The organism is Sphingomonas oligoaromativorans (assembly GCF_011762195.1).
Taxonomy (GTDB): Bacteria; Pseudomonadota; Alphaproteobacteria; order Sphingomonadales; family Sphingomonadaceae; genus Solisphingomonas; species Solisphingomonas oligoaromativorans.
Window position 1 is genome coordinate 187833 of the sequence record NZ_JAASQK010000007.1, and the last position, 18151, is coordinate 205983.

24 protein-coding genes are annotated in these 18151 nt (G+C 68.1%); 16 read left to right on the forward strand and 8 right to left on the reverse strand.

Annotated elements, in window-relative coordinates:
• Window positions 1–6: 6 nt before the first annotated feature.
• Window positions 7–465, reverse strand: coding sequence for a DUF3576 domain-containing protein (locus tag FHS98_RS14760; protein WP_208402281.1), 459 nt, complete (start codon window positions 463–465; stop codon window positions 7–9).
• 228 nt (window positions 466–693) lie between these two features.
• On the opposite strand from FHS98_RS14760, the gene FHS98_RS14765 reads away from it, so the two are divergent.
• On the forward strand, window positions 694–1401 hold the full coding sequence (locus FHS98_RS14765) for a porin (protein WP_167106679.1): 708 nt from the start codon (window positions 694–696) through the stop codon (window positions 1399–1401).
• Window positions 1402–1444: 43 nt separating this feature from the next.
• Here the strand turns inward: FHS98_RS14765 and FHS98_RS14770 are convergent, their stop codons facing one another.
• The gene (locus FHS98_RS14770) at window positions 1445–1999 is read right to left on the reverse strand and encodes a thiamine phosphate synthase (RefSeq protein ID WP_167106682.1); all 555 of its coding nucleotides are present in this window, start codon (window positions 1997–1999) and stop codon (window positions 1445–1447) included.
• A 21-nt stretch (window positions 2000–2020) separates the two neighbouring features.
• Here FHS98_RS14770 and FHS98_RS14775 point away from each other — a divergent pair, with 21 nt between their 5' ends.
• A complete protein-coding gene (locus tag FHS98_RS14775; protein ID WP_167106686.1) occupies window positions 2021–2680 on the forward strand; it encodes a YggS family pyridoxal phosphate-dependent enzyme in 660 nt (219 codons plus the stop codon).
• Between the two features lie 3 nt (window positions 2681–2683).
• Here the strand turns inward: FHS98_RS14775 and FHS98_RS14780 are convergent, their stop codons facing one another.
• The 4 genes from FHS98_RS14780 to hemE form a co-directional block, all read right to left on the reverse strand.
• Window positions 2684–3307, reverse strand: a complete 624-nt coding sequence (locus tag FHS98_RS14780) for a YjbE family putative metal transport protein (protein ID WP_167106689.1) — start codon at window positions 3305–3307, stop codon at window positions 2684–2686.
• Window positions 3308–3328: 21 nt separating this feature from the next.
• Window positions 3329–4585 carry a transcription termination factor Rho gene (gene rho, locus FHS98_RS14785; RefSeq protein ID WP_019834204.1) on the reverse strand — a complete coding sequence of 419 codons (1257 nt, stop codon included), beginning with the start codon at window positions 4583–4585 and terminating at the stop codon, window positions 3329–3331.
• Between the two features lie 191 nt (window positions 4586–4776).
• The gene (locus FHS98_RS14790; RefSeq protein ID WP_425057351.1) at window positions 4777–5223 is read right to left on the reverse strand and encodes a CopD family protein; all 447 of its coding nucleotides are present in this window, start codon (window positions 5221–5223) and stop codon (window positions 4777–4779) included.
• On the reverse strand, window positions 5223–6263 hold the full coding sequence (hemE, locus tag FHS98_RS14795; RefSeq protein ID WP_167106695.1) for a uroporphyrinogen decarboxylase: 1041 nt from the start codon (window positions 6261–6263) through the stop codon (window positions 5223–5225). Before hemE ends, FHS98_RS14790 begins: the two co-directional genes overlap by 1 nt.
• A 319-nt stretch (window positions 6264–6582) precedes the next feature.
• Here hemE and FHS98_RS14800 point away from each other — a divergent pair, with 319 nt between their 5' ends.
• The 11 genes from FHS98_RS14800 to FHS98_RS14850 all read left to right on the forward strand — a co-directional run bounded on the left by FHS98_RS14800 (window position 6583) and on the right by FHS98_RS14850 (window position 13464).
• A complete protein-coding gene (locus tag FHS98_RS14800; RefSeq protein WP_167106698.1) occupies window positions 6583–7407 on the forward strand; it encodes a pyruvate, water dikinase regulatory protein in 825 nt (274 codons plus the stop codon).
• Complete coding sequence (locus FHS98_RS14805; protein WP_167106701.1) at window positions 7404–8000, forward strand: Maf family protein; 597 nt, start codon at window positions 7404–7406, stop codon at window positions 7998–8000. Before FHS98_RS14800 ends, FHS98_RS14805 begins: the two co-directional genes overlap by 4 nt.
• A complete protein-coding gene (locus tag FHS98_RS14810; protein ID WP_167106704.1) occupies window positions 7997–8851 on the forward strand; it encodes a shikimate dehydrogenase family protein in 855 nt (284 codons plus the stop codon). The genes FHS98_RS14805 and FHS98_RS14810 overlap by 4 nt, the downstream gene beginning before the upstream one ends.
• Window positions 8848–9462 (forward strand): dephospho-CoA kinase, encoded by a 615-nt coding sequence (gene coaE, locus FHS98_RS14815; protein ID WP_167106707.1) that lies wholly within the window; start codon window positions 8848–8850, stop codon window positions 9460–9462. Before FHS98_RS14810 ends, coaE begins: the two co-directional genes overlap by 4 nt.
• Complete coding sequence (dnaQ, locus tag FHS98_RS14820; RefSeq protein WP_167106710.1) at window positions 9450–10181, forward strand: DNA polymerase III subunit epsilon; 732 nt, start codon at window positions 9450–9452, stop codon at window positions 10179–10181. Before coaE ends, dnaQ begins: the two co-directional genes overlap by 13 nt.
• 29 nt (window positions 10182–10210) lie before the next feature.
• A complete protein-coding gene (gene hpf / locus FHS98_RS14825; RefSeq protein WP_167106713.1) occupies window positions 10211–10792 on the forward strand; it encodes a ribosome hibernation-promoting factor, HPF/YfiA family in 582 nt (193 codons plus the stop codon).
• A gap of 17 nt (window positions 10793–10809) precedes the next feature.
• Window positions 10810–11277, forward strand: coding sequence for a PTS sugar transporter subunit IIA (locus FHS98_RS14830; protein ID WP_167106715.1), 468 nt, complete (start codon window positions 10810–10812; stop codon window positions 11275–11277).
• Window positions 11274–11756 carry a hotdog domain-containing protein gene (locus FHS98_RS14835; protein WP_167106718.1) on the forward strand — a complete coding sequence of 161 codons (483 nt, stop codon included), beginning with the start codon at window positions 11274–11276 and terminating at the stop codon, window positions 11754–11756. Before FHS98_RS14830 ends, FHS98_RS14835 begins: the two co-directional genes overlap by 4 nt.
• Window positions 11753–12094 (forward strand): DUF1491 family protein, encoded by a 342-nt coding sequence (locus FHS98_RS14840; protein ID WP_167106721.1) that lies wholly within the window; start codon window positions 11753–11755, stop codon window positions 12092–12094. Before FHS98_RS14835 ends, FHS98_RS14840 begins: the two co-directional genes overlap by 4 nt.
• Window positions 12095–12370: 276 nt before the next feature.
• A complete protein-coding gene (locus FHS98_RS14845; RefSeq protein WP_167106724.1) occupies window positions 12371–12931 on the forward strand; it encodes a cell wall hydrolase in 561 nt (186 codons plus the stop codon).
• 41 nt (window positions 12932–12972) lie between these two features.
• Window positions 12973–13464 carry an MmcB family DNA repair protein gene (locus FHS98_RS14850; protein WP_167106728.1) on the forward strand — a complete coding sequence of 164 codons (492 nt, stop codon included), beginning with the start codon at window positions 12973–12975 and terminating at the stop codon, window positions 13462–13464.
• A gap of 19 nt (window positions 13465–13483) precedes the next feature.
• Here FHS98_RS14850 and FHS98_RS14855 read toward each other — a convergent pair whose 3' ends face one another.
• Window positions 13484–14104: an ankyrin repeat domain-containing protein gene (locus FHS98_RS14855; RefSeq protein WP_167106731.1), complete on the reverse strand. Its 621-nt coding sequence runs from the start codon at window positions 14102–14104 to the stop codon at window positions 13484–13486.
• A gap of 77 nt (window positions 14105–14181) precedes the next feature.
• On the opposite strand from FHS98_RS14855, the gene FHS98_RS14860 reads away from it, so the two are divergent.
• Genes FHS98_RS14860 through FHS98_RS14870 form a run of 3 tightly spaced genes read left to right on the forward strand, consistent with a single transcriptional unit; the run spans window position 14182 to window position 15931 of the window.
• Complete coding sequence (locus tag FHS98_RS14860; protein WP_167106734.1) at window positions 14182–14787, forward strand: SCO family protein; 606 nt, start codon at window positions 14182–14184, stop codon at window positions 14785–14787.
• A 3-nt stretch (window positions 14788–14790) separates the two neighbouring features.
• Window positions 14791–15234: a YcgN family cysteine cluster protein gene (locus tag FHS98_RS14865; protein WP_167106737.1), complete on the forward strand. Its 444-nt coding sequence runs from the start codon at window positions 14791–14793 to the stop codon at window positions 15232–15234.
• On the forward strand, window positions 15224–15931 hold the full coding sequence (locus tag FHS98_RS14870) for a YgjP-like metallopeptidase domain-containing protein (protein ID WP_167106740.1): 708 nt from the start codon (window positions 15224–15226) through the stop codon (window positions 15929–15931). Before FHS98_RS14865 ends, FHS98_RS14870 begins: the two co-directional genes overlap by 11 nt.
• Here the strand turns inward: FHS98_RS14870 and FHS98_RS14875 are convergent.
• Complete coding sequence (locus FHS98_RS14875) at window positions 15907–18114, reverse strand: transglycosylase domain-containing protein (RefSeq protein ID WP_425057347.1); 2208 nt, start codon at window positions 18112–18114, stop codon at window positions 15907–15909. The genes FHS98_RS14870 and FHS98_RS14875 overlap by 25 nt on opposite strands.
• Window positions 18115–18151: the final 37 nt, after the last annotated feature.

Genomic DNA, 18151 nt, shown 5'->3' on the forward strand with positions numbered 1-18151 from the left:
GACCGATCAGCCGCTGATCGCGCCGCGGCGCAGATCGCGCGCGTGCTGGAGGATGATGTCCTCCAGCTTCTGGACGGTCTGCGCGGCCACCGGCGCATCGACCCACTGGCCGTTCTCGTTCACCTCGCGCGAGGCGGCGACGCGGACGGCGTCGGCGCGGAGATCCTGATCGAGGATGGTGACGGTGAGCTTCATCCGCTCGGTCGGCGTCGACGGATTGGCATACCAGTCGGTGACGATCACGCCGCCGTTGGAATCGACCTGCGTCAGCGGCATGAACGACACCGTGTCGAGCGCCGCGCGCCACAGATAGGCGTTGACGCCGATCTGGGTGATCTTGGACGCGGCGAGGTCGGCATTGACGTCCTTGGCCAGGCGATGGTGGTGGGCGCAGCCGCCCAGCAGGAGAGCGGCGGCGAACGCGCCGGTCATCGGACGCAGGGAGCGGGCAGAAAACAGCATCATCGGGGTGCCTTCGGACGCGTGGAGAGCCTTCGGAAGCTGGCATCTATAGAGGCTGGGCCGTTCCCGGCAAGCGCCAGCGGAGCTGAGGGACCGCCGGATTGTGGGCTGGATGCAACAGGCTGGCTGATTCCGACGATTACCCCACCGGCGTCGATGACATCGCCAAGCCTGCCATGCTACCGCGAGACACAAGGGGAGTTTGCCAGACAAATGAACGCGAGTCGGAATATGAACATCAAGAGCAAGGGGGTCGTTCTCGCGGCGCTCGCGCTTGCGTTCATTCCGTCGATCGCGCCGGCTGCGCAAACCCAGCAGATTCACAAGAAGCGCGCGCCGCGCGCCGCGCAGCCGCTGACCGGCTCGATCGGGTCGTTCACGCCGGCCGCCGCCGATCCGCGCTTCGGCGCGACCTATGGGCGGGGGGGGCTCGCCTCGTCGGGTTTCCGCTTCACGCCGTCGGTCGCTCCCGGCAGCAATCGCCGCGTCACCGTCGCGGTGCGTACCCGCGCCGGCACGCCCGAGCAGGCCGAACATGCCGGGATCACCGGCAACAATGGCGGCTTCACCGCTTATGCCTATAATCTGGGCGTCTCGGTGGGTTGGAAGCGTTTCGCCGTCACCAGCGATTATAACAAGGTGGATCTCGGCAACGTTCCCGGCAGCCATGAGGCGACCGATGTCGCCGTCAGCTATGCCGGCAGGCATTGGAGCACGCGCCTGGCCGTGGCCGCGGACCGCAGCCTGGGCGAGGTTTCGCGGCTGGTCGATGGCGAGCGCGGCGTTTCGGTCGATCTGGGCGGCTCCTATTCGATCAACAGCCGCCTCGATGTGACGGGTGGCCTGCGTTACAAGATGCAGCATGACCGCCTGCTCGACCTGAACGACGACCGTCGCGACAGCCAGGCCGTCTATGTCGGAACCGCGTTTCGCTTCTGATCGCTGACGCCACCCTCAGCTTCTCGGCCGTAACCGCGCGTCGCTAAGGCGCCGTCCACGCATCGATCGCCGCCCAGCGCCTGATACCGATCGCCTTGCAGGAACGGGCGCGCCGGGCCGTCATGCCGCCCAGCGCCACCGCCCGACCGCGATCTCCGTCGATCATCAACCCCACACGCGCCACGCCCAGAACAGGCGCGGACGGATGCGAGCGGGTCGGGAAGAGCGGCGAGACGAACAGCAGGTCGCATCCCTGCCGACGCCCTGCGATCCACGCCGGCCGATCGTGCGCAGGGGTGGAGCGCAGCAGCGGCCGCGTCGAAAGACGGTGAGGAGAGGGGCCATGCACGCCGTCGGCCCCCCAAGCACGCGCCAGACGCTCCGGGCCGCCCAGCAGCAGCCGCAGACCACGCCGTCGGGCGACCGCACGCACCCGCTCGAACAGCGCCCGTCGCTCGACGAGCGGAAGCCGGTAATGCCGGAACACCACGCCCGCTCCGCGCGGCAGCCGTTCGAGCGCGCGCCACAGGGCGTCTCCCATCCGTTCGTCGGTCATCAGGAAGAGGCTCGGCAGCGAGCGGGCTTGGCGGGACGGCATCCGCGGCCTTATAGGCGCGCCATGCCCGAAACCGAAGCTCTCCACACCGTCCGCGCCCAGATTGCCCATGCCGCCGAGCTGGGCGGCCGCCCGGCCGATGCGGCCACGCTGATCGCCGTCTCCAAGACCGTGCCGGCGGAGCGCATCCTTCCGCTGCTCGAAGCGGGCCAGCGCGATTATGGCGAGAACCGCGTGCAGGAAGCACAGGCCAAGTGGCCCGAACTGCGGGCACGCTTCCCCGATGTCCGCCTTCATCTCGTCGGCCAGCTTCAGTCCAACAAGGCGGCCGATGCGGTCGCTCTGTTCGACACGATCCATTCGGTCGACCGTTCCTCGCTGGTGGCGGCGCTCGCCAGGGCGATGGAGACGCAGGGCAAGCGGCCGGACTGCTTCGTCCAGATCAATATCGGTGACGAGGAGCAGAAGGGCGGCGTTGCCATCGCCGAGCTTCCGGCGGTGCTGGACGAGGCGCGCGCCGCGGGGCTTCCGATCGTCGGGCTGATGGCGGTGCCGCCGGCCGATACCGAGCCCGCGCCCTATTTCGCGCTGCTCGCCAAGCTGGCGAGGGAGCATGGCCTGTCGCAGCTCAGCATGGGCATGTCGGGTGACTATGAGACGGCGGCGCTGATCGGCGCCACCCATATCCGCGTCGGCACCGCGCTGTTCGGGGCGCGGCGCTAGGCTTCAGCGCAGCAGGCCGAGCACGCCGATGTCGGGATCGGCGATGCCCTGCCAGATCATCCGCCCGGCCACCCACAGGATCACCGCCAGCCCGAGATAGGCGATCCAGCGATGGCGCTCGATGAACCCCGCGATCATGTTCGCGGCGGCCGCCATCAGCGCCACCGAGCCCGCCAGCCCGAGCAGGAGCACGGTGGGATGCTCCCGCGCCGCGCCGGCCACGCCCAGCACATTGTCGAGGCTCATCGACAGATCGGCCAGCGCCACCTGAAGAACCGCATCGCGGAAGCTGCGGACGGGCCTGACGCTTTCGCTGTCCGCCTCACCCTGCCCGGAAGAGCGCAGCTCCCGGAACAGCTTCCACGCCACCCAGAGCAGCAGCAGCCCGCCCGCGAACAGCAATCCGACGATCTTGAGGAGCTGCGTCGCCACGAGGGCGAAGGCGATCCGGCAGACCAGCGCGATGCCGACGCCGATCGCCAGCACCTTGCGCCGCTGCTCCGGGGACAGCCTCGCCACCAGCGTGCCCAGCACGACGACATTGTCGCCGGCGAGCATCAGGTCGATCGCCAGCACCTGAGCCAGCGCCGCGAGCCCACCGGCGGTGAGGATGTCGGAGAAATCCACGGGGGGCGAACGCCGCCCGCGTTACTGGTTCATCGAGTCGAAGAAGTCCTCGTTGGTCTTCGAGTCCTTCATCTTGTCGAGCAGGAACTCCATCGCGTCGGTGGTGCCCATCTGCATGAGGATGCGGCGCAGCACCCACATCTTCGACAGCTTGGACTTCTCGACCAGCAGCTCTTCCTTGCGGGTGCCGGACTTGCCGACATCCATCGCCGGGAAGATGCGCTTGTCGGCCACCTTGCGGTCGAGGACGATTTCCGAGTTACCGGTGCCCTTGAACTCTTCGAAGATCACCTCGTCCATGCGGCTGCCGGTGTCGATCAGCGCCGTCGCGATGATCGAGAGCGAGCCGCCTTCCTCGATGTTGCGGGCGGCACCGAAGAAGCGCTTCGGGCGCTGGAGCGCGTTGGCGTCGACACCGCCGGTCAGCACCTTGCCCGACGAGGGGACGACGGTGTTGTAGGCGCGGCCGAGGCGGGTGATCGAGTCGAGCAGGATCACCACGTCCTTCTTGTGCTCGACGAGGCGCTTGGCCTTCTCGATCACCATCTCGGCGACCTGGACGTGGCGCTGGGCCGGCTCGTCGAAGGTGGAGGAGATCACCTCGCCCTTCACCGAACGCTGCATGTCGGTGACTTCCTCGGGGCGCTCGTCGATGAGCAGCACGATCAGGAAGACTTCCGGGTGATTGTCGGTGATCGCCTTCGCCATGTTCTGGAGAAGCACGGTCTTGCCGACGCGCGGCGGGGCGACGATCAGCGAGCGCTGGCCCTTGCCCTGCGGCGCGACGATGTCGATCACGCGGGCCGAACGATCCTTGACGGTCGGGTCGAGCGTGTCGAGGTTGAGCTTCCGCTCGGGATAGAGCGGCGTGAGATTGTCGAAATTGACGCGATGGCGGACCACGTCGGGATCATCGAAATTGATCGAGATGAGGCGGGTCAGCGCGAAATAACGCTCGCCATCCTTGGGCGCGCGGATCTCGCCTTCCACCGTGTCGCCGGTGCGCAGGCCGAACTTGCGGACCTGGTTGGGCGAAACGTAGATATCGTCCGGGCCGGCGAGATAATTGGCTTCCGGCGAGCGCAGGAAGCCGAAGCCGTCGGGCAGCACCTCGATCGTGCCGAGGCCCATGATCTGGTCGCCCTGCTCGGCCTGCTCCTTGAGGATGGCGAACAGCAGATCCTGTTTGCGCATCGTCGATGCGCCCTCGACACCGAGTTCCTCGGCCATGCTCACCAGCTCGGCGGGGGACGTCTTCTTGAGGTCTTTGAGATGCATGGGTGCCTTGGGGATCCTGATGGAGAGGCTTCGCGACGGTCTTGGGACGGGGCGAGAACGCCGATGTCGGGAATGGAGGTCAGCGCGAACGGCGACCGGCCTTGAATCGGCGGTTACGGCGCGTGCGGATTCAAGTCAAGCAGCAGCGGATGAGTCATGCGACGAGCACGCCCATCCGCCAAGATTCCGGCTCAGAACGGTTTCACGATCACGAGGATGACGATCAGCGCCGTGGCGATGCCCGGCACCTCGTTCGCCAGACGGAGCGATGTGTCGGATTCGGGCCGGAAACCGCGCGCGATCTTCTTGGCCGCGCCCACCGCCCAGCCATGATAGGCCGACAGTAGCAGCACGAGCAGCAGCTTCATGTGGAACCAGCCCATGTGGAACGCGCCGATATCGAGCGCGAGGCTCAAGCCCAGCAGCCAGACGAGGATCATCGACGGATTGAGGATGATCGACCGCAGCCGGCGGATGCGCTCCACCCAGGCGAGATCCTCCGCCGAGCCGGGCACGGTCGAGACCTGATAGATCAGGAAACGGGGCAGCATGAACAGCCCGGCGATCCAGAAGATCACGAAGATCAGGTGCGCGGCCTTCACCCAGGGATAGAGCGCCGGATCGATAAAGCCTGCCATCATGCCCTCACCAGCTCCAGCAGTCGTTCGACATGGTCGACGGGCACCTGCGGCAGGATGCCATGGCCCAGGTTGAACACATGCGGGCGGGCCGCGAAGGCCTGCCGGATGCGTCGCACCGCGCTCTCCAATGCCTCGCCACCGGTCAGCAACGCAAGTGGATCGAGATTGCCCTGCACCGGGAGGCCCGGCAGCAGCACGCTGTCCGCCCAGAGCGGATCGACCGTCTCGTCGATGCCAAGCGCATCCACCATCGTGCCCTCGGCATAGGCCGCGAGCTTTCCGCCGGCGCCCTTCGGAAAGCCGATCACCGGCACGCTGGGGCGACGGGCTTTGACGGCGCGCACGATCGTCCGCGTCGGCTCGATCACCCAGCGCTCGAACTGGTCGGGCGCGAGACTGCCGGCCCAGCTTTCGAATATCTGCACGGCGTGGACGCCCGCGTCGATCTGGCCGCACAGATAATCGACCGTGATCTCGACGATGCGCTCGATCAGCTCGGCGAAGGCCTCTGGCTCGCGATAGGCCATGATGCGCGCGGCGGCGTGATCCTTCGAACCCTCGCCAGCCACCATGTAGGTCGCGACCGTCCACGGTGCGCCCGCGAAGCCGAGGAAAGTGGTGTGGGCGGGAAGGGCCGCCGCGACCCGGCGCACGGTTTCATACACAGGCTCCAGCCGCTCCGGCCGGGGGACCAGCGACGATAGCGGAGCATGGCTCAGCGGGGGATCGAGGCGGGGGCCTTCGCCGGCCGTGAAGCTCAGATGCTGTCCCATCGCATGGGGGATGACGAGGATGTCCGAGAACAGGATCGCCCCGTCGAACCCGAAGCGGCGGATCGGCTGGAGGGTCACCTCCGCGGCGGAGTCCGGGTCGTAGCAGAGATCGAGGAAGCCTCCCTTTTGGGCGCGAAGTTCCCGATATTCCGGGAGATACCGGCCGGCCTGGCGCATGAGCCAGACGGGTGGGGGATCGCGTCGCTCACCCCGAAGCACGGCGAGAAGGGGGCGTTCCTGATCGGACTCGCGGATCGACTCCATAACTATCCTTTTTTGAATCTTGAGTCTGGGGAGGCAGTGGGGCCGCCGGAATCGGGGTTTATTCGCGACTCGCTCGATTCGCCAACATGAGTCCGATTCAGCGACTCGTGAATGAGTCACGAGTCGCAATGATTCCCCCCCGTTATCCACAGGTGGGGGAAAAGACTCGAACGCTGTGGGCGAATCCGTCGGCCGGTTTCGAGTCACGGGGGCGAATCGTTGGAATCGGATCGCCGGCCGGCTTGTCGCCAGAAGACTCTCATGGTTATCCACAGCCTTTGCCCCATGGGCGTCGAACGAGAGGACGAAACCCGCCGCGATGACGCGCTTGCATCTCCATCTTTTGTCGGATTCGACCGGGGAAACGCTCGAGACGGTCGCCAAGGCGGGCCTCGCCCAGTTCGAGGGCGTCGAGGCGGTCAAGCATTTCTGGCCGATGGTGCGCTCCGAGGGGCATCTCGACCGCGTGCTCCTCGAGATCGCCTCGAAACCGGGGCTGGTGATCTACACATTGGTCAACTCGACGGTGCGCAAGCGGCTGGAGTCCCGCTGCCATGGGCTGGGGCTTCACGCCGTCTCGGCGCTCGATCCGGTGATCGATGCGCTCTCGCGCCTGCTCGGCAAGGAGACGATCACGCGGCCGGGCGGGCAGCACGCGCTCGACGCCGCCTATTTCGATCGCGTCGAGGCCATTCATTACACCATCGCCCATGACGACGGCATCGCGTCGGACGACTGGGAGGAGGCGGATATCGTGCTGGCGGGCGTGTCGCGCTCGTCCAAGACGCCGACCTCGATCTATCTCGCCAATCGCGGCTATCGCGTCGCCAATATCCCGCTGGTGATCGAGAGCCCGCCGCCGCCGATCCTGTTCAACCTCAACCGGCCGCTGGTCGTGGGGCTCACCACCAGCCAGGATCGGCTGATCCAGATCCGCCGCAACCGGCTGCTCTCGCTCAATGAGACGACGACGACCGCTTATGTCGACGAGGAGCGGGTGGCGCGTGAGATCGCTTATGCTAGGCGCATGTTCTCCGACCATGGCTGGCCGGTGATCGACGTCACCCGGCGCTCGATCGAGGAGACGGCCGCGGCGATCATCAACCTTGTCGCCGAACGGCGCGAACAACAGGCGCAGGCATGACCATCATTCTCGCATCGGGGAGCGCGTCGCGACGCGCCATGCTGGAGGCCGCCGGCGTGGGCTTCGAGATCGTCCGCCCGCAGGTCGACGAGGATGCCGCCAAGGACGCGCTGAAGGCGGAAGGGATCGAGGCGCGGGGCCTCGCTGACGCGCTGGCGGAACTCAAGGCGGTGGCGGTGTCGCGGCGGATGCCGGGGCGGATCGTGATCGGGAGCGATTCGACGGTGGCGCTGGCCGACGGCACGATGCTCGACAAGCCCGACACGCGCGAGCGGGCGGCGGAACAGCTCCGCAGGATGCGCGGCGGCACGCATCGACTGGTGAGCGCCGTGGTCGGCGCACGCGACGGCGTTCCGGTGTGGCGGCATGTCGATGTCGCGAAGCTCCATGTCCGCGATTTCTCGGAGGCCTTTCTGGAAGCCTATCTCGATGCGGAATGGCCGGCGATCGCGGGCTGCGTCGGCTGCTTCCGCATCGAAGGGCCGGGCGTGCAGCTCTGCTCCAGGGTCGAGGGGAGCCAGTTCACCATTCTCGGAATGCCGCTGATGCCGTTGCTCGGCTGGCTCCGTGATGTCGGCGAGATGCCGGCATGAACGGCCCCTATGCCGAGGTGATCGGCGATCCGATCGCCCAGTCCAAATCGCCGGTCATCCATGGCTTCTGGCTGAAGGCATTGGGGCTTCCCGGCGATTATCGCCGCCAACTCGTCCATGGCGACGGGCTGGCCGATTATCTCGCGGACCGTCGCGCCGATCCTGACTGGCGCGGCTGCAACGTCACCATGCCGCACAAGCAGGCGATCATCCCGCTGCTCGACCGGCTCGATCCCTCGGCCGGGCGGATCGGCGCGGTCAACACCGTGGTGCGCGAGGCGGACGGCACGCTCACCGGCCATAATACCGACGCATCGGGTTTCCTCGAACCGTTGCGGCCGTGGCTCCGGCATCAGCACCTGTTTCGCGTGGCGCGCGTCCTCGGCACCGGCGGGGCCGCGCGGGCGATCGTCACGGCGCTGGCGGGGAAGGGCTTCACGCTGGTCCTCGCCGGCCGCGACACGGAGAAGGCGCGCGCGCTGCTCGACGAGCTGGCGCCGGGCGAGCATCATGTCGCGCCGCTCGGCCATTTCGCGGAGGCGACCGACTTCCCCTTCGACGATCGCATCGGCTGCCTCGATCTCATCGTCAACGCGACCGCGCTCGGCATGGCGGGCCAGCCGCCGCTCGCCTTCGATCTCAGCCATGCGCCGCCGGGGAGCATCGTCTACGACATCGTTACCGCCCCGCCGGAGACGCCTTTGCTCGCCGCCGCCCGTGCGCGCGGGATGCCGACCGTCGACGGGCTCGAAATGCTGATCGGGCAGGCGGACGCCGCCTTCCGGCTCTTCTTCGGCGCGGAGCCGCCGCGGGACGAGGATGGAGCGCTGCGGGCGCTGCTCACCGCATGATCCTGATCGGGCTCACCGGCTCGATCGGCATGGGCAAGTCCACGGTGGCGGGCATGTTCCGCGCGGCCGGCGTTCCGGTGTTCGATGCCGACGCTGCCGTCCACCGCTTGCAGGGGCCGGGCGGCGCGTTGCTGCCCGCGATCGAGGCGGCCTTTCCGGGGACGACCGGCCTCAAAGGCGTCGATCGCGCCGCGCTCGGCCGCGCCGTGTTCGGGAATCGCGCCGCGCTCGGGCGGCTGGAGGCGATCGTCCATCCCGCCGTCGCGCGGGCTCGGGCGGACTTCCTCCGCCGCCATCGCGCGCAGCGGATCGTGGTCGACGACGTGCCCCTGCTGTTCGAGACGGGCGGCGACCGGCGGGTGGATGCGGTGGTGGTGGTTTCGGCGCCCGCCTGGGTGCAGCGCCGCCGCGTGCTCGCACGGCCGGGCATGACGCAGGCTCGTTTCGCCGATATTCTCGCCCGCCAGACGCCCGACGCGGAGAAGCGCCGCCGCGCCGATTTCGTGCTGTCCACGGGCGTCACCCGCGCGCAAACCCGCGCAAAGCTCTTTTCGCTGATCGCTTGCTTACGGGCGCATGGAATCCGATATTGTCATTCATGCGTGAGATAGTCTTCGACACCGAAACAACCGGGCTCAGCCCAGCGAATGGGGACCGGCTGGTCGAGATAGGCTGCATCGAGCTCAGCAACCGGGTCGAGACCGGTCGCACCTTCCACGCCTATTTCCATCCCGATCGCGACATGCCGGCCGAGGCCGAGCGGGTCCACGGCCTGTCGATCGCGTTCCTCTCGGACAAGCCGCGCTTCGCCGAGACGGTGGATGCGCTGCTCGCCTTCATCGGCGACGCGCCGCTGGTGGCGCACAACGCCGCCTTCGACTTCGGCTTCCTCAACGCGGAGCTGGCGATGTGCGGGCGCGAGCCGGTGGCGATGACGCGTATGGTCGACACGCTGGTGATGGCGCGGGCGCGGCATCCCGGCGCGAAGCACAGCCTCGACGCGCTCTGCTCGCGCTACGGTATCGATCGCAGCCACCGGGTCAAGCATGGCGCGCTGCTCGACGCCCAGCTTCTCGCCCAGCTCTATGTCGAGCTGAGCGGCGGTCGGCAGATCGGGCTCGGCCTGCTCGACGCGGCGCCTGCGGCCGCCATGGCGGAGATCGTCGCGGCGACGGCGGGCGCTCCGGCGGGCGCGCGGGGGCGCACGCCGCGTCCGCATCAGGCGAGCGCGGCGGAGCTGGAGCGGCACGAGGCGTTCGTAGCAACGTTGGTGAATCCCGTCTGGGCTACGATCGGCCAGACGGTTGACGCGTCGGGTGGGCAGGCATAGCCCGCCCGCAAATAGAAGGAGGACGAGACATGGACATCCGCGTTTCCGGCCATCAGGTCGACACCGGCGAGGCTCTTCGCGAGCATGTCTCCGATCGACTCGGCTCCATCGCGGACAAATATTTCGCCCGCGCGATCTCGGCGACGGCCACGTTCGGCTCCGGGCCGCACGACAACGGCTTCAGTTGCGATATCATCGCCCATGTCATGCAGGGCGTGGTGCTGAAGGCGTCCGGCTCGGGCATGGAGGCGCACCCCGCCTTCGACGAGGCCGCCGGCAAGATCGAGAAGCAGCTCCGCCGCTATGTGAAGCGGCTGAAGGCGCGCGGCGGCAACGGCCAAGGCGACGACATTGACGGCAGCATCGATGCCAATGCCGGCTACACCGTGTTCGAGCTGGTAGACGAGGAGGAGCCGATCGATCATCCCCCGGTGATCGCCGAAACCCGCGTCGATATCCCCGATACGACGGTATCCGACGCGGTGATGATGCTCGACCTGCGTAACACCAACGCGCTACTGTTCCGCAATTCGGGTACGGGAGCGTTCAACATGGTCTATCGCCGGGGAGATGGGACGATCGGGTGGGTCGAACCGAACCGGGGGGCCTGATCGCGCGTTAATTCACAGTGGACGATTTCAGCGATATCCTGCCTCCCGAGGCCGTCTTCCATGATCTGGCGGCGGCCTCGAAAAAGGCTTTGTTCCAGACTCTCGCCAATCTGGCGGCGGAGAGGCTCGGCCTCGACGCGCGCCAGGTGGGCGAGCGGCTGGCCGAACGCGAGCGGCTGGGCTCCACCGGCTTCGGCGGCGGCGTCGCCATTCCGCATGGCAAGATCGACGATCTCGGCCATGTCGTGGCGCTGTTCGCCAAGCTGCCCCAGCCGATCGAGTTCGCGGCGATCGATGGGATGCCGGTCGATCTGGTCTTCCTGCTGCTCTCGCCGCCGGACGCGGGCGTCGATCATCTCAAGGCGCTGGCACGGGTGAGCCGCAGGCTCCGGGACCGTGCCTTCGTCGCCAAGCTGCGCGGCGCGGGATCGGCCGACGCGCTCTACGCCCTGTTCGCCGACAGCCAGGCCCGCGACGCCGCGTGACGAAGCCCTCCGATACGCCGGCGGGCGAGCGCGCGCATTTCGCCGCGCTGGAATCGCTCTATGCGGCCGCGCCGATCAACAGGCTGTTCGCATCCCGCCTCGAGATCCCCGAAGCGGGCGTCACCCGCATCCATTTCGACGTGGACGAGCGCTTCTATCATGCCGCCGGGGCGGCGCACGGCACGATCTATTTCAAGATGCTGGACGATGCGGCCTTCTACGCGGCGAACAGCCTGGTCAGCGATCGCTTCGTGCTGACCACCGCGTTCAACCTGCTGCTGACCCGCCCGATCAAGGCCGGCCCGGCGGTGGCGGAAGGGCGGTGGGTGAGCGGCCGGCGGCGCGTGCTGGTCGCCGATGCGCGCCTGCTCGATTCCACCGGCGAGGAGGTGTCGCGCGGCACGGGCACCTTCATGCGCTCGCATTTCCCGCTGTCCTCGCTGCCCGGCTACGCCAGCGCCTCCGCCCCGAACGGATGAGCGCGCGCCTCGCCGCGCGGGTGGAGGTGTCCGCCCTGATCCGCCGGATCGAGGGAGAGGGAGGGCACGCCGCCGTATTGCGGCGGGGCGATCCCGAAGCCGGCGCGATCCTGTTGCTGCTCGCCGAGCGGGGCGTCCCTAAAATGCTGCTCGAACGGCTTCTTGACCCAAAAGGAGACTATCGCTGGTCGCCGACGGGGCCGCACGACTTGACGGAAAATGAGGAACTTTCCGGCTATATTGAGCGTCGGCGCAGGTTCGACAGCGATCTGTGGATCGTGGAACTGGATGTCGCAGGAGTCGAACGGTTCGCCGCTGCAATGATCTCGACGGGTTGACGGCGGGCCTCCGCCCCGCGAAAGAGGCCTCACATTTTGATAACGGCGGCCGCCTGCGTTTCCAGGGCAGCCCCCGTAGTCGGGAGATCGACACCGTCCCAGCGTATCCTTGGGGGACGGAGCGTACGGTCTGCCGCATGTTCGCGGATCATAATGCGCACGTTTTCGCGCGCTGCCCTCGCGGTGGCGTCCCTTTTCTGCCTGCTTGGCACCCTGACCGTCGCGGCGCCGTCCTTCGCAGCCGAAGGCTCCGCCCCCCGGGGAACCGCCACAGTGATGCTGGCAGCGGTCACGGCTCCTCTTCTCGCCGTGGATGTGCGCTCTCTCGAAGCCCGCAATTCCGATTTCTCCACCTCGTCCTCGACGGACATCCCGCTGGCGCCTCCGGCCCAGGCCGATGACCAGCAGGCCGCGGCCCCCACGCCCCAGAGCCTCGAAGACCTCGTGGCCGAGCGTGTCGCCGACACCACGGGCGACAAGCAGGGCGATTGCCTCGCCACCTCGGTCTATTTCGAAGCCAAGGGCGAGCCGCTGAACGGCCAGCTCGCCGTCGCGCAGACGATCATGAACCGCACCGCCTCGGGTCGTTTCCCGGATTCGGTGTGCGGTGTCGTGCGTCAGCCGGGCCAGTTCTCCTTCCTGCACAAGGGATCGATGCCGACCCCGCCGCGCGCGAGCACGGCATGGAAGCGCGCCGTGGCGATCGCGAAGATCGCGCGTGACGGCCTGTGGAAGCAGGTGGCCCCCGATGCGCTCTTCTTCCACGCCCGCCGCGTTTCGCCGGGCTGGGGCAAGATCAAGGTCGCCTCGCTCGGCAACCACATCTTCTTCCGCTGATCGATCTTTCGTCTGTTCGCCTGATGTTCTAATCAGGCGATATGGCGATTCCCGCTGAGCTTCCGAATTGCCTCGCCGATGCCCCGCTGATCGCGGGCGACGTCGCGCGGGGCGTTTCGCGTCTCTTCTACCGGGCGGACTGGATGGCGCTGTGCGAAGTGCCGCTCGGCAATGGCCGCCGCGCCGATATCATGGCGATCGACGGCAAGGGCCTCGTCACCATCGTCGAGATCAAGGTCTCGCGCGCCGATCTGCTCGGCGACATGAAATGGCCGGATTATCTCGATTATTGCGACCGCTTCTACTGGGCGCTGCCGACCGGGTTCGACCTCTCTCCGCTGGAGGAGGAGGCGTTCCGGCCCGATCTGGCCGGGCTGATCGTGGCGGATCGCTATGATGCGGCGATCCTGCGCGAGGCGGCGTGCCGGCCGCTGGCGGCGGCGCGGCGCAAGGCCGAGACGCTGCGTTTCGCCCGGCGGGCGGCGCGGCGGATGATGGCGGGGCTCGATTCCGGCCTCGAAGGCGCGGACTGAGGCCCGCGCCCGCCCGGCCTCAGTTCAGGGTCGGGCCGGAGACCTTCTTCTTCACGACCGGCTTGGCCTCTTCGAACACCTTCAGGATCGCGGCCGAGCGGCCATCGCGCTTGGCATAGTCATAGGCCGACATGCCGGCGACATGATCGGTCTCCTTCGGGTCCGCGCCATGGGCGACAAGCACGCGGACCGAGGCGAGATCATGCGTCTGGGTCGCGATGATGAGGGGCGTCTCGCCGCGATTGTTGGCGAGATCCACCGAGGCGCCGACGTCGAGCAGCAGTTGCTCGGCCTCGACGAAGCCGATCTGCGCGGCGTCGAGCAGGGGGGTGTTGCCCTGATTGTCGCGCCCGTCCATCGCCGCGCCCTTCGCCAGCATGTAGCGCACCCACGCCATGTCGCGGCGCTTCACGACGATGTGCAGCGCGTTCTCGCCGGTCTTCTCGTCGCGGGAGAGGACCATGGTGTTGCCCGGCCTGTCGAGCGCGCCCTGCACCTTGTCGCCGTCGCGGTCGCGCACCGCCTTGATGAACTTATAGCCCTGCGAGACGATGTCCTGGGCCTGGAGCGACGCCGGAAAGGCCGCCAGCGTGCCGGCCAAGATCAGCGCCCCGAATACGCGCCCTGCACAACGCCCCATCGATCTCACTCCCTGTCCGCGGGAAACGCCCGCCTTGCTTGCATCGCGCGCCATAGCAAAGCATGGCTGGCGTTGCCATGAATGTGCGTACGCCCTTCGCCGCCATCGCCGCCCTTGCCCTGTCGCTGACGGTGCTCGGTGGATGTTCCCGTCAGCCCGCCGCCCAAACGCCGCCGCTGGCGGGCGCGCGGCTGGGCGGGGCCTTCTCGCTGGTCGATCAGGATGGCCGGCCGACCACCGACAGGAGCTTCGCCGGCCGCTATCGCGCGGTCTATTTCGGCTACAGCTTCTGCCCGGATGTCTGCCCGACGACCTTGCAGGCGCTGATGCAGGGCTATCGGGCCTTCGCCTCGGCCTCGCCGGCGGAAGCCGCGAAGCTGGTGCCCGTCTTCATCACCGTCGATCCCGAGCGGGATACGCCGGCGGTGCTCAAATCCTATGTCGCCGCCTTCGGAAAGCCGCTGGTCGGGCTGACCGGCACGCCGGACGCGATCGCCGCCGCTGCCAAGGCCTATGGCGTCTATTATCATAAGCAGGCGACAGCGGCGGGTGCGAGCGGCTATCTTGTCGATCATAGCAGCCAGGTGATTCTGTTCGGGCCGGACGGCCAGCCGATCGCGCTGGTCCCGACCGATCAGGGCGCCAAGGCCGTCGCCGACACGCTGGCGCAGTGGGTGCATTGAGTCATGGCCGTTCCGGCTGATCGTTTCTGGGAAACCAAGCGTCTCGAGGACATGACCCGGGCCGAATGGGAGTCGCTGTGCGACGGCTGCGGCAAATGCTGCCTGCACAAGCTGGAGGATGACGCGACGGGGGAGATCTATCCCACCAACGTCGCCTGCCGCCTGCTGGACCGGCGCGCGGGGCGCTGCAAGGATTATCGGCACCGCCACGCCTATGTCCCCGAATGCGTGCGGCTGAACCCGCGCACGCTGGCGACGATCGACTGGCTGCCCACCACCTGCGCCTATCGCCTGCTCGCGGAGGGCCGGCCTCTGGAGGACTGGCATCCGCTGATCTCGGGCGACCCGGAATCGGTGCATCGCGCCGGCATCTCGGTGCGCGGCTGGACGGTGTCCGAGGATGAGGCGGGCGATCTCGAACTGCATATCGTCGAGCGTGAGCTCTGAGCCGGTCTTCGTCGGTGGAGCGCTCAGCCGCCCGCTGATCGTGCGCCGCGTCGCCAGTGCGCGGCGCGTGCGGCTGGCGGTCGACCCGCGCGACGGCAGCGTGCGGCTCACCCTGCCGCGCCGGGGATCGGAGCGTGCCGCCCGCCAGTGGGTCGAGGCGCATCGCGACTGGATCGAGCAGCAGCTCGCGCTCCTCCCGCAACCCCGGCCGATCGTCGCGGGCGGGGTCATTCCCTTTCGCGGCGTGGAGACGCGGATCGACTGGTCGCCCGCCCATTCGCGCATCGTGAGGCTGGAAGGCGACCGGCTGCTCGTCGGCGGCCCGGAGGAGGGCATCGCCAGGCGCGTGATCGCCTGGGCGAAGCGCGAGGCGCTGCGCCAGCTCGAGGCCGAGACCCGTGAGGTGGCCGCGCGGGCTTGCGTCACCGTCGGGCGCGTCTCGATCGGCGATCCGCGCGCGCGCTGGGGGAGCTGCTCCTCATCCGGGAATATCCGCTATGCGTGGCGGCTGATCCTCGCGCCGCCCTTCGTCCTCAGCTCGACCGTGGCGCATGAGGTCGCGCACCGGCTGCATATGGACCATTCGCCCGCCTTCCGCGCCGCCGAGGCCCGGCTGCTCGGCACCGATCCGGGGCCGGCGCGCGCCTGGCTCCGGGCGAACGGGGCGGGGCTTTACTGGATCGGCTGCGAAGGCTGACCGCCCCCGCCGCGCGGCGGGGTGGCCTTGCCATTGCCGCGCCCGAGGACGCCGTCCAGCCAATGCTGGTCGAGCCGCTGCTGAGGCTGCTGTTGCGCCGGAGCGGGCGAAGGCGGCGGCGGCGGGCCGCGCCAGTCGTCTTCGGTGCTGGTGTCGGCGCCGCGATGGACCTGCACCGCCGGCTGCCCCTGCGGGAGGCCGCCGTCGCCGGGCTGGGCGGGCGTGCCGTCGGGCGCCACGCCCGGCTGGACCACCTGACCATCGGCGTCGATCGTCGGGATGCCGTTGTCGGGCTGGCCATAATAGGCCTCGTCGTCCGGCTCGAGCTGCCATTCGGGCAGCGTCACGGCGGTGTCGAACTGCTCGACCGGACGGTTGGCGACGGCCTGCTTCATATAGTCGGCGAAGGCGTGCGCCGGGGCACGGCCGCCATAGAGGCCGGGATTGGGCTTCGCATCGTCGCGGCCCATCCACACGCCGGTCGTGAGGCCGGAGGAGAAGCCGAGGAACCAGCCATCCTTGTTGGACGAGGTGGTGCCCGTCTTGCCCGCCACCGGGCGGCCGATCTGCGCGGCGCGGGCCGTGCCGGTGTTGACGGCGGTCTGGAGCAGGTCGGTCATCTGCTGGGCCACCTGCGGCGCCACCAGCACGCGCGATTCCGGCGGAGTGTGTTCATAGAGCAGGCGACCCTCGGGGCCGACCACCTTGGTGATCGCATAGGGGATCACCGCGGCGCCCTTGTTGTCGATCTCGGCGAAGGCGCGGGTCATGTCGATCAGGCGCACGTCCGACGTGCCCAGCACCATCGAGGGGTGCGTGTTGATCGGCGTGGTGATGCCGAAGCGGCGCGCCATGTCGGCGACCGTCTGGAAGCCCACCATCTGCCCCAGCTTCGCCGCCACCGTGTTGAGCGAGAAGGCGAAGGCGGTGCGGATGTTGATCTGGCCCGAATAGGTGCGCTCGTCGTTGCGCGGGCTCCAGCCGTCGATGGTGACGGGCTCGTCGACGATCGCCTCGTCGGGCTTGTGCCCGGCCTCGATCGCGGCGAGGTAGACGAACAGCTTCCACGCCGAACCCGGCTGGCGCTGCGCCTGCGTGGCGCGGTTGTAGATCGAGTTGATGTAATCGCGGCCGCCCACCATCGCGCGCACCGCGCCGTCGCGCTCCATCGACACCAGCGCGCCCTGAAGGCCCGCCGGGGTATCCTGCTGGATCGCGCGATCGGCCGAGCGCTGCATGTTGAGATCGAGCGTGGTCCACACGTCGAGCGGGTCGGTCTGGTCGTCGATCAGCGTGCTGAGCTGCGGCAGAGCCCAGTCGGTGAAGTAGCGGACGCTGTTCTGCTTGGTGTCGGGCGCGAGCTTCACCGCGCCGGGATCGGCGGCGAGCGCCTGCGCGCGGCTGATCTTGCCCGTCTCCACCATCGTATCGAGGACGACCGAGGCGCGGCCGACGGCGGCCTGCACGTCGGCGGTGGGCGAATAGTTGGACGGCGCCTTGACGAGGCCGGCGATGATCGCGGCTTCGCCGAGGCTCAGTTGATCCGCGCCATGGCCGAAGAATTTGCGGCTCGCGGCGTCGATGCCGTAGCTGCCGCCGCCGAAATAGACCTTGTTGAGATACAGCTCGAGGATCTGGTCCTTCGAGAATTTCCGCTCCATCGCCAGCGCGAGGATCTGTTCGTGGATCTTGCGCGTCCACGTCTTGTTGTTGGTGAGGAAGACGTTGCGGGCGAGCTGCTGGGTGATGGTCGATCCGCCCTGGCGCCAGTGTCCGCTCGTGATGCGCACCTGGACCGAGCGCAGGATGCCGATCGGATCGACGCCGGGATGCTCATAGAAGCGGCGGTCCTCCACCGAGACCATCGCATCCTTCATCACCTGCGGAATCTGGTCGCCGCGCAGCCATTGGCCGTAGCTCGGCCCGATCGACACCAGCACCGTGCCGTCGGCGGCGTGGACGCGGATCATCTGCCCGTTGGGCGACGATTTGAGCGCGTCGAAGCTCGGCAGCGACGACATGGTGATGCCGATCGCCACCCCCAGCGCGATCAGCGCGAGCAGGGCCAGACCAGCGAAAATCTTGAGGGACGTGCGCAACGCTTTCACAAAGCCACTCCGTTGGCGGCGGCGGGGCTCGGGCGGCGGGGCCTGTCGGTTGGTGGGGCGTATCGGGCGAGCCATGCTTGTGCGCAGCGGTTAGCCCGTCCTGCGCGGCACG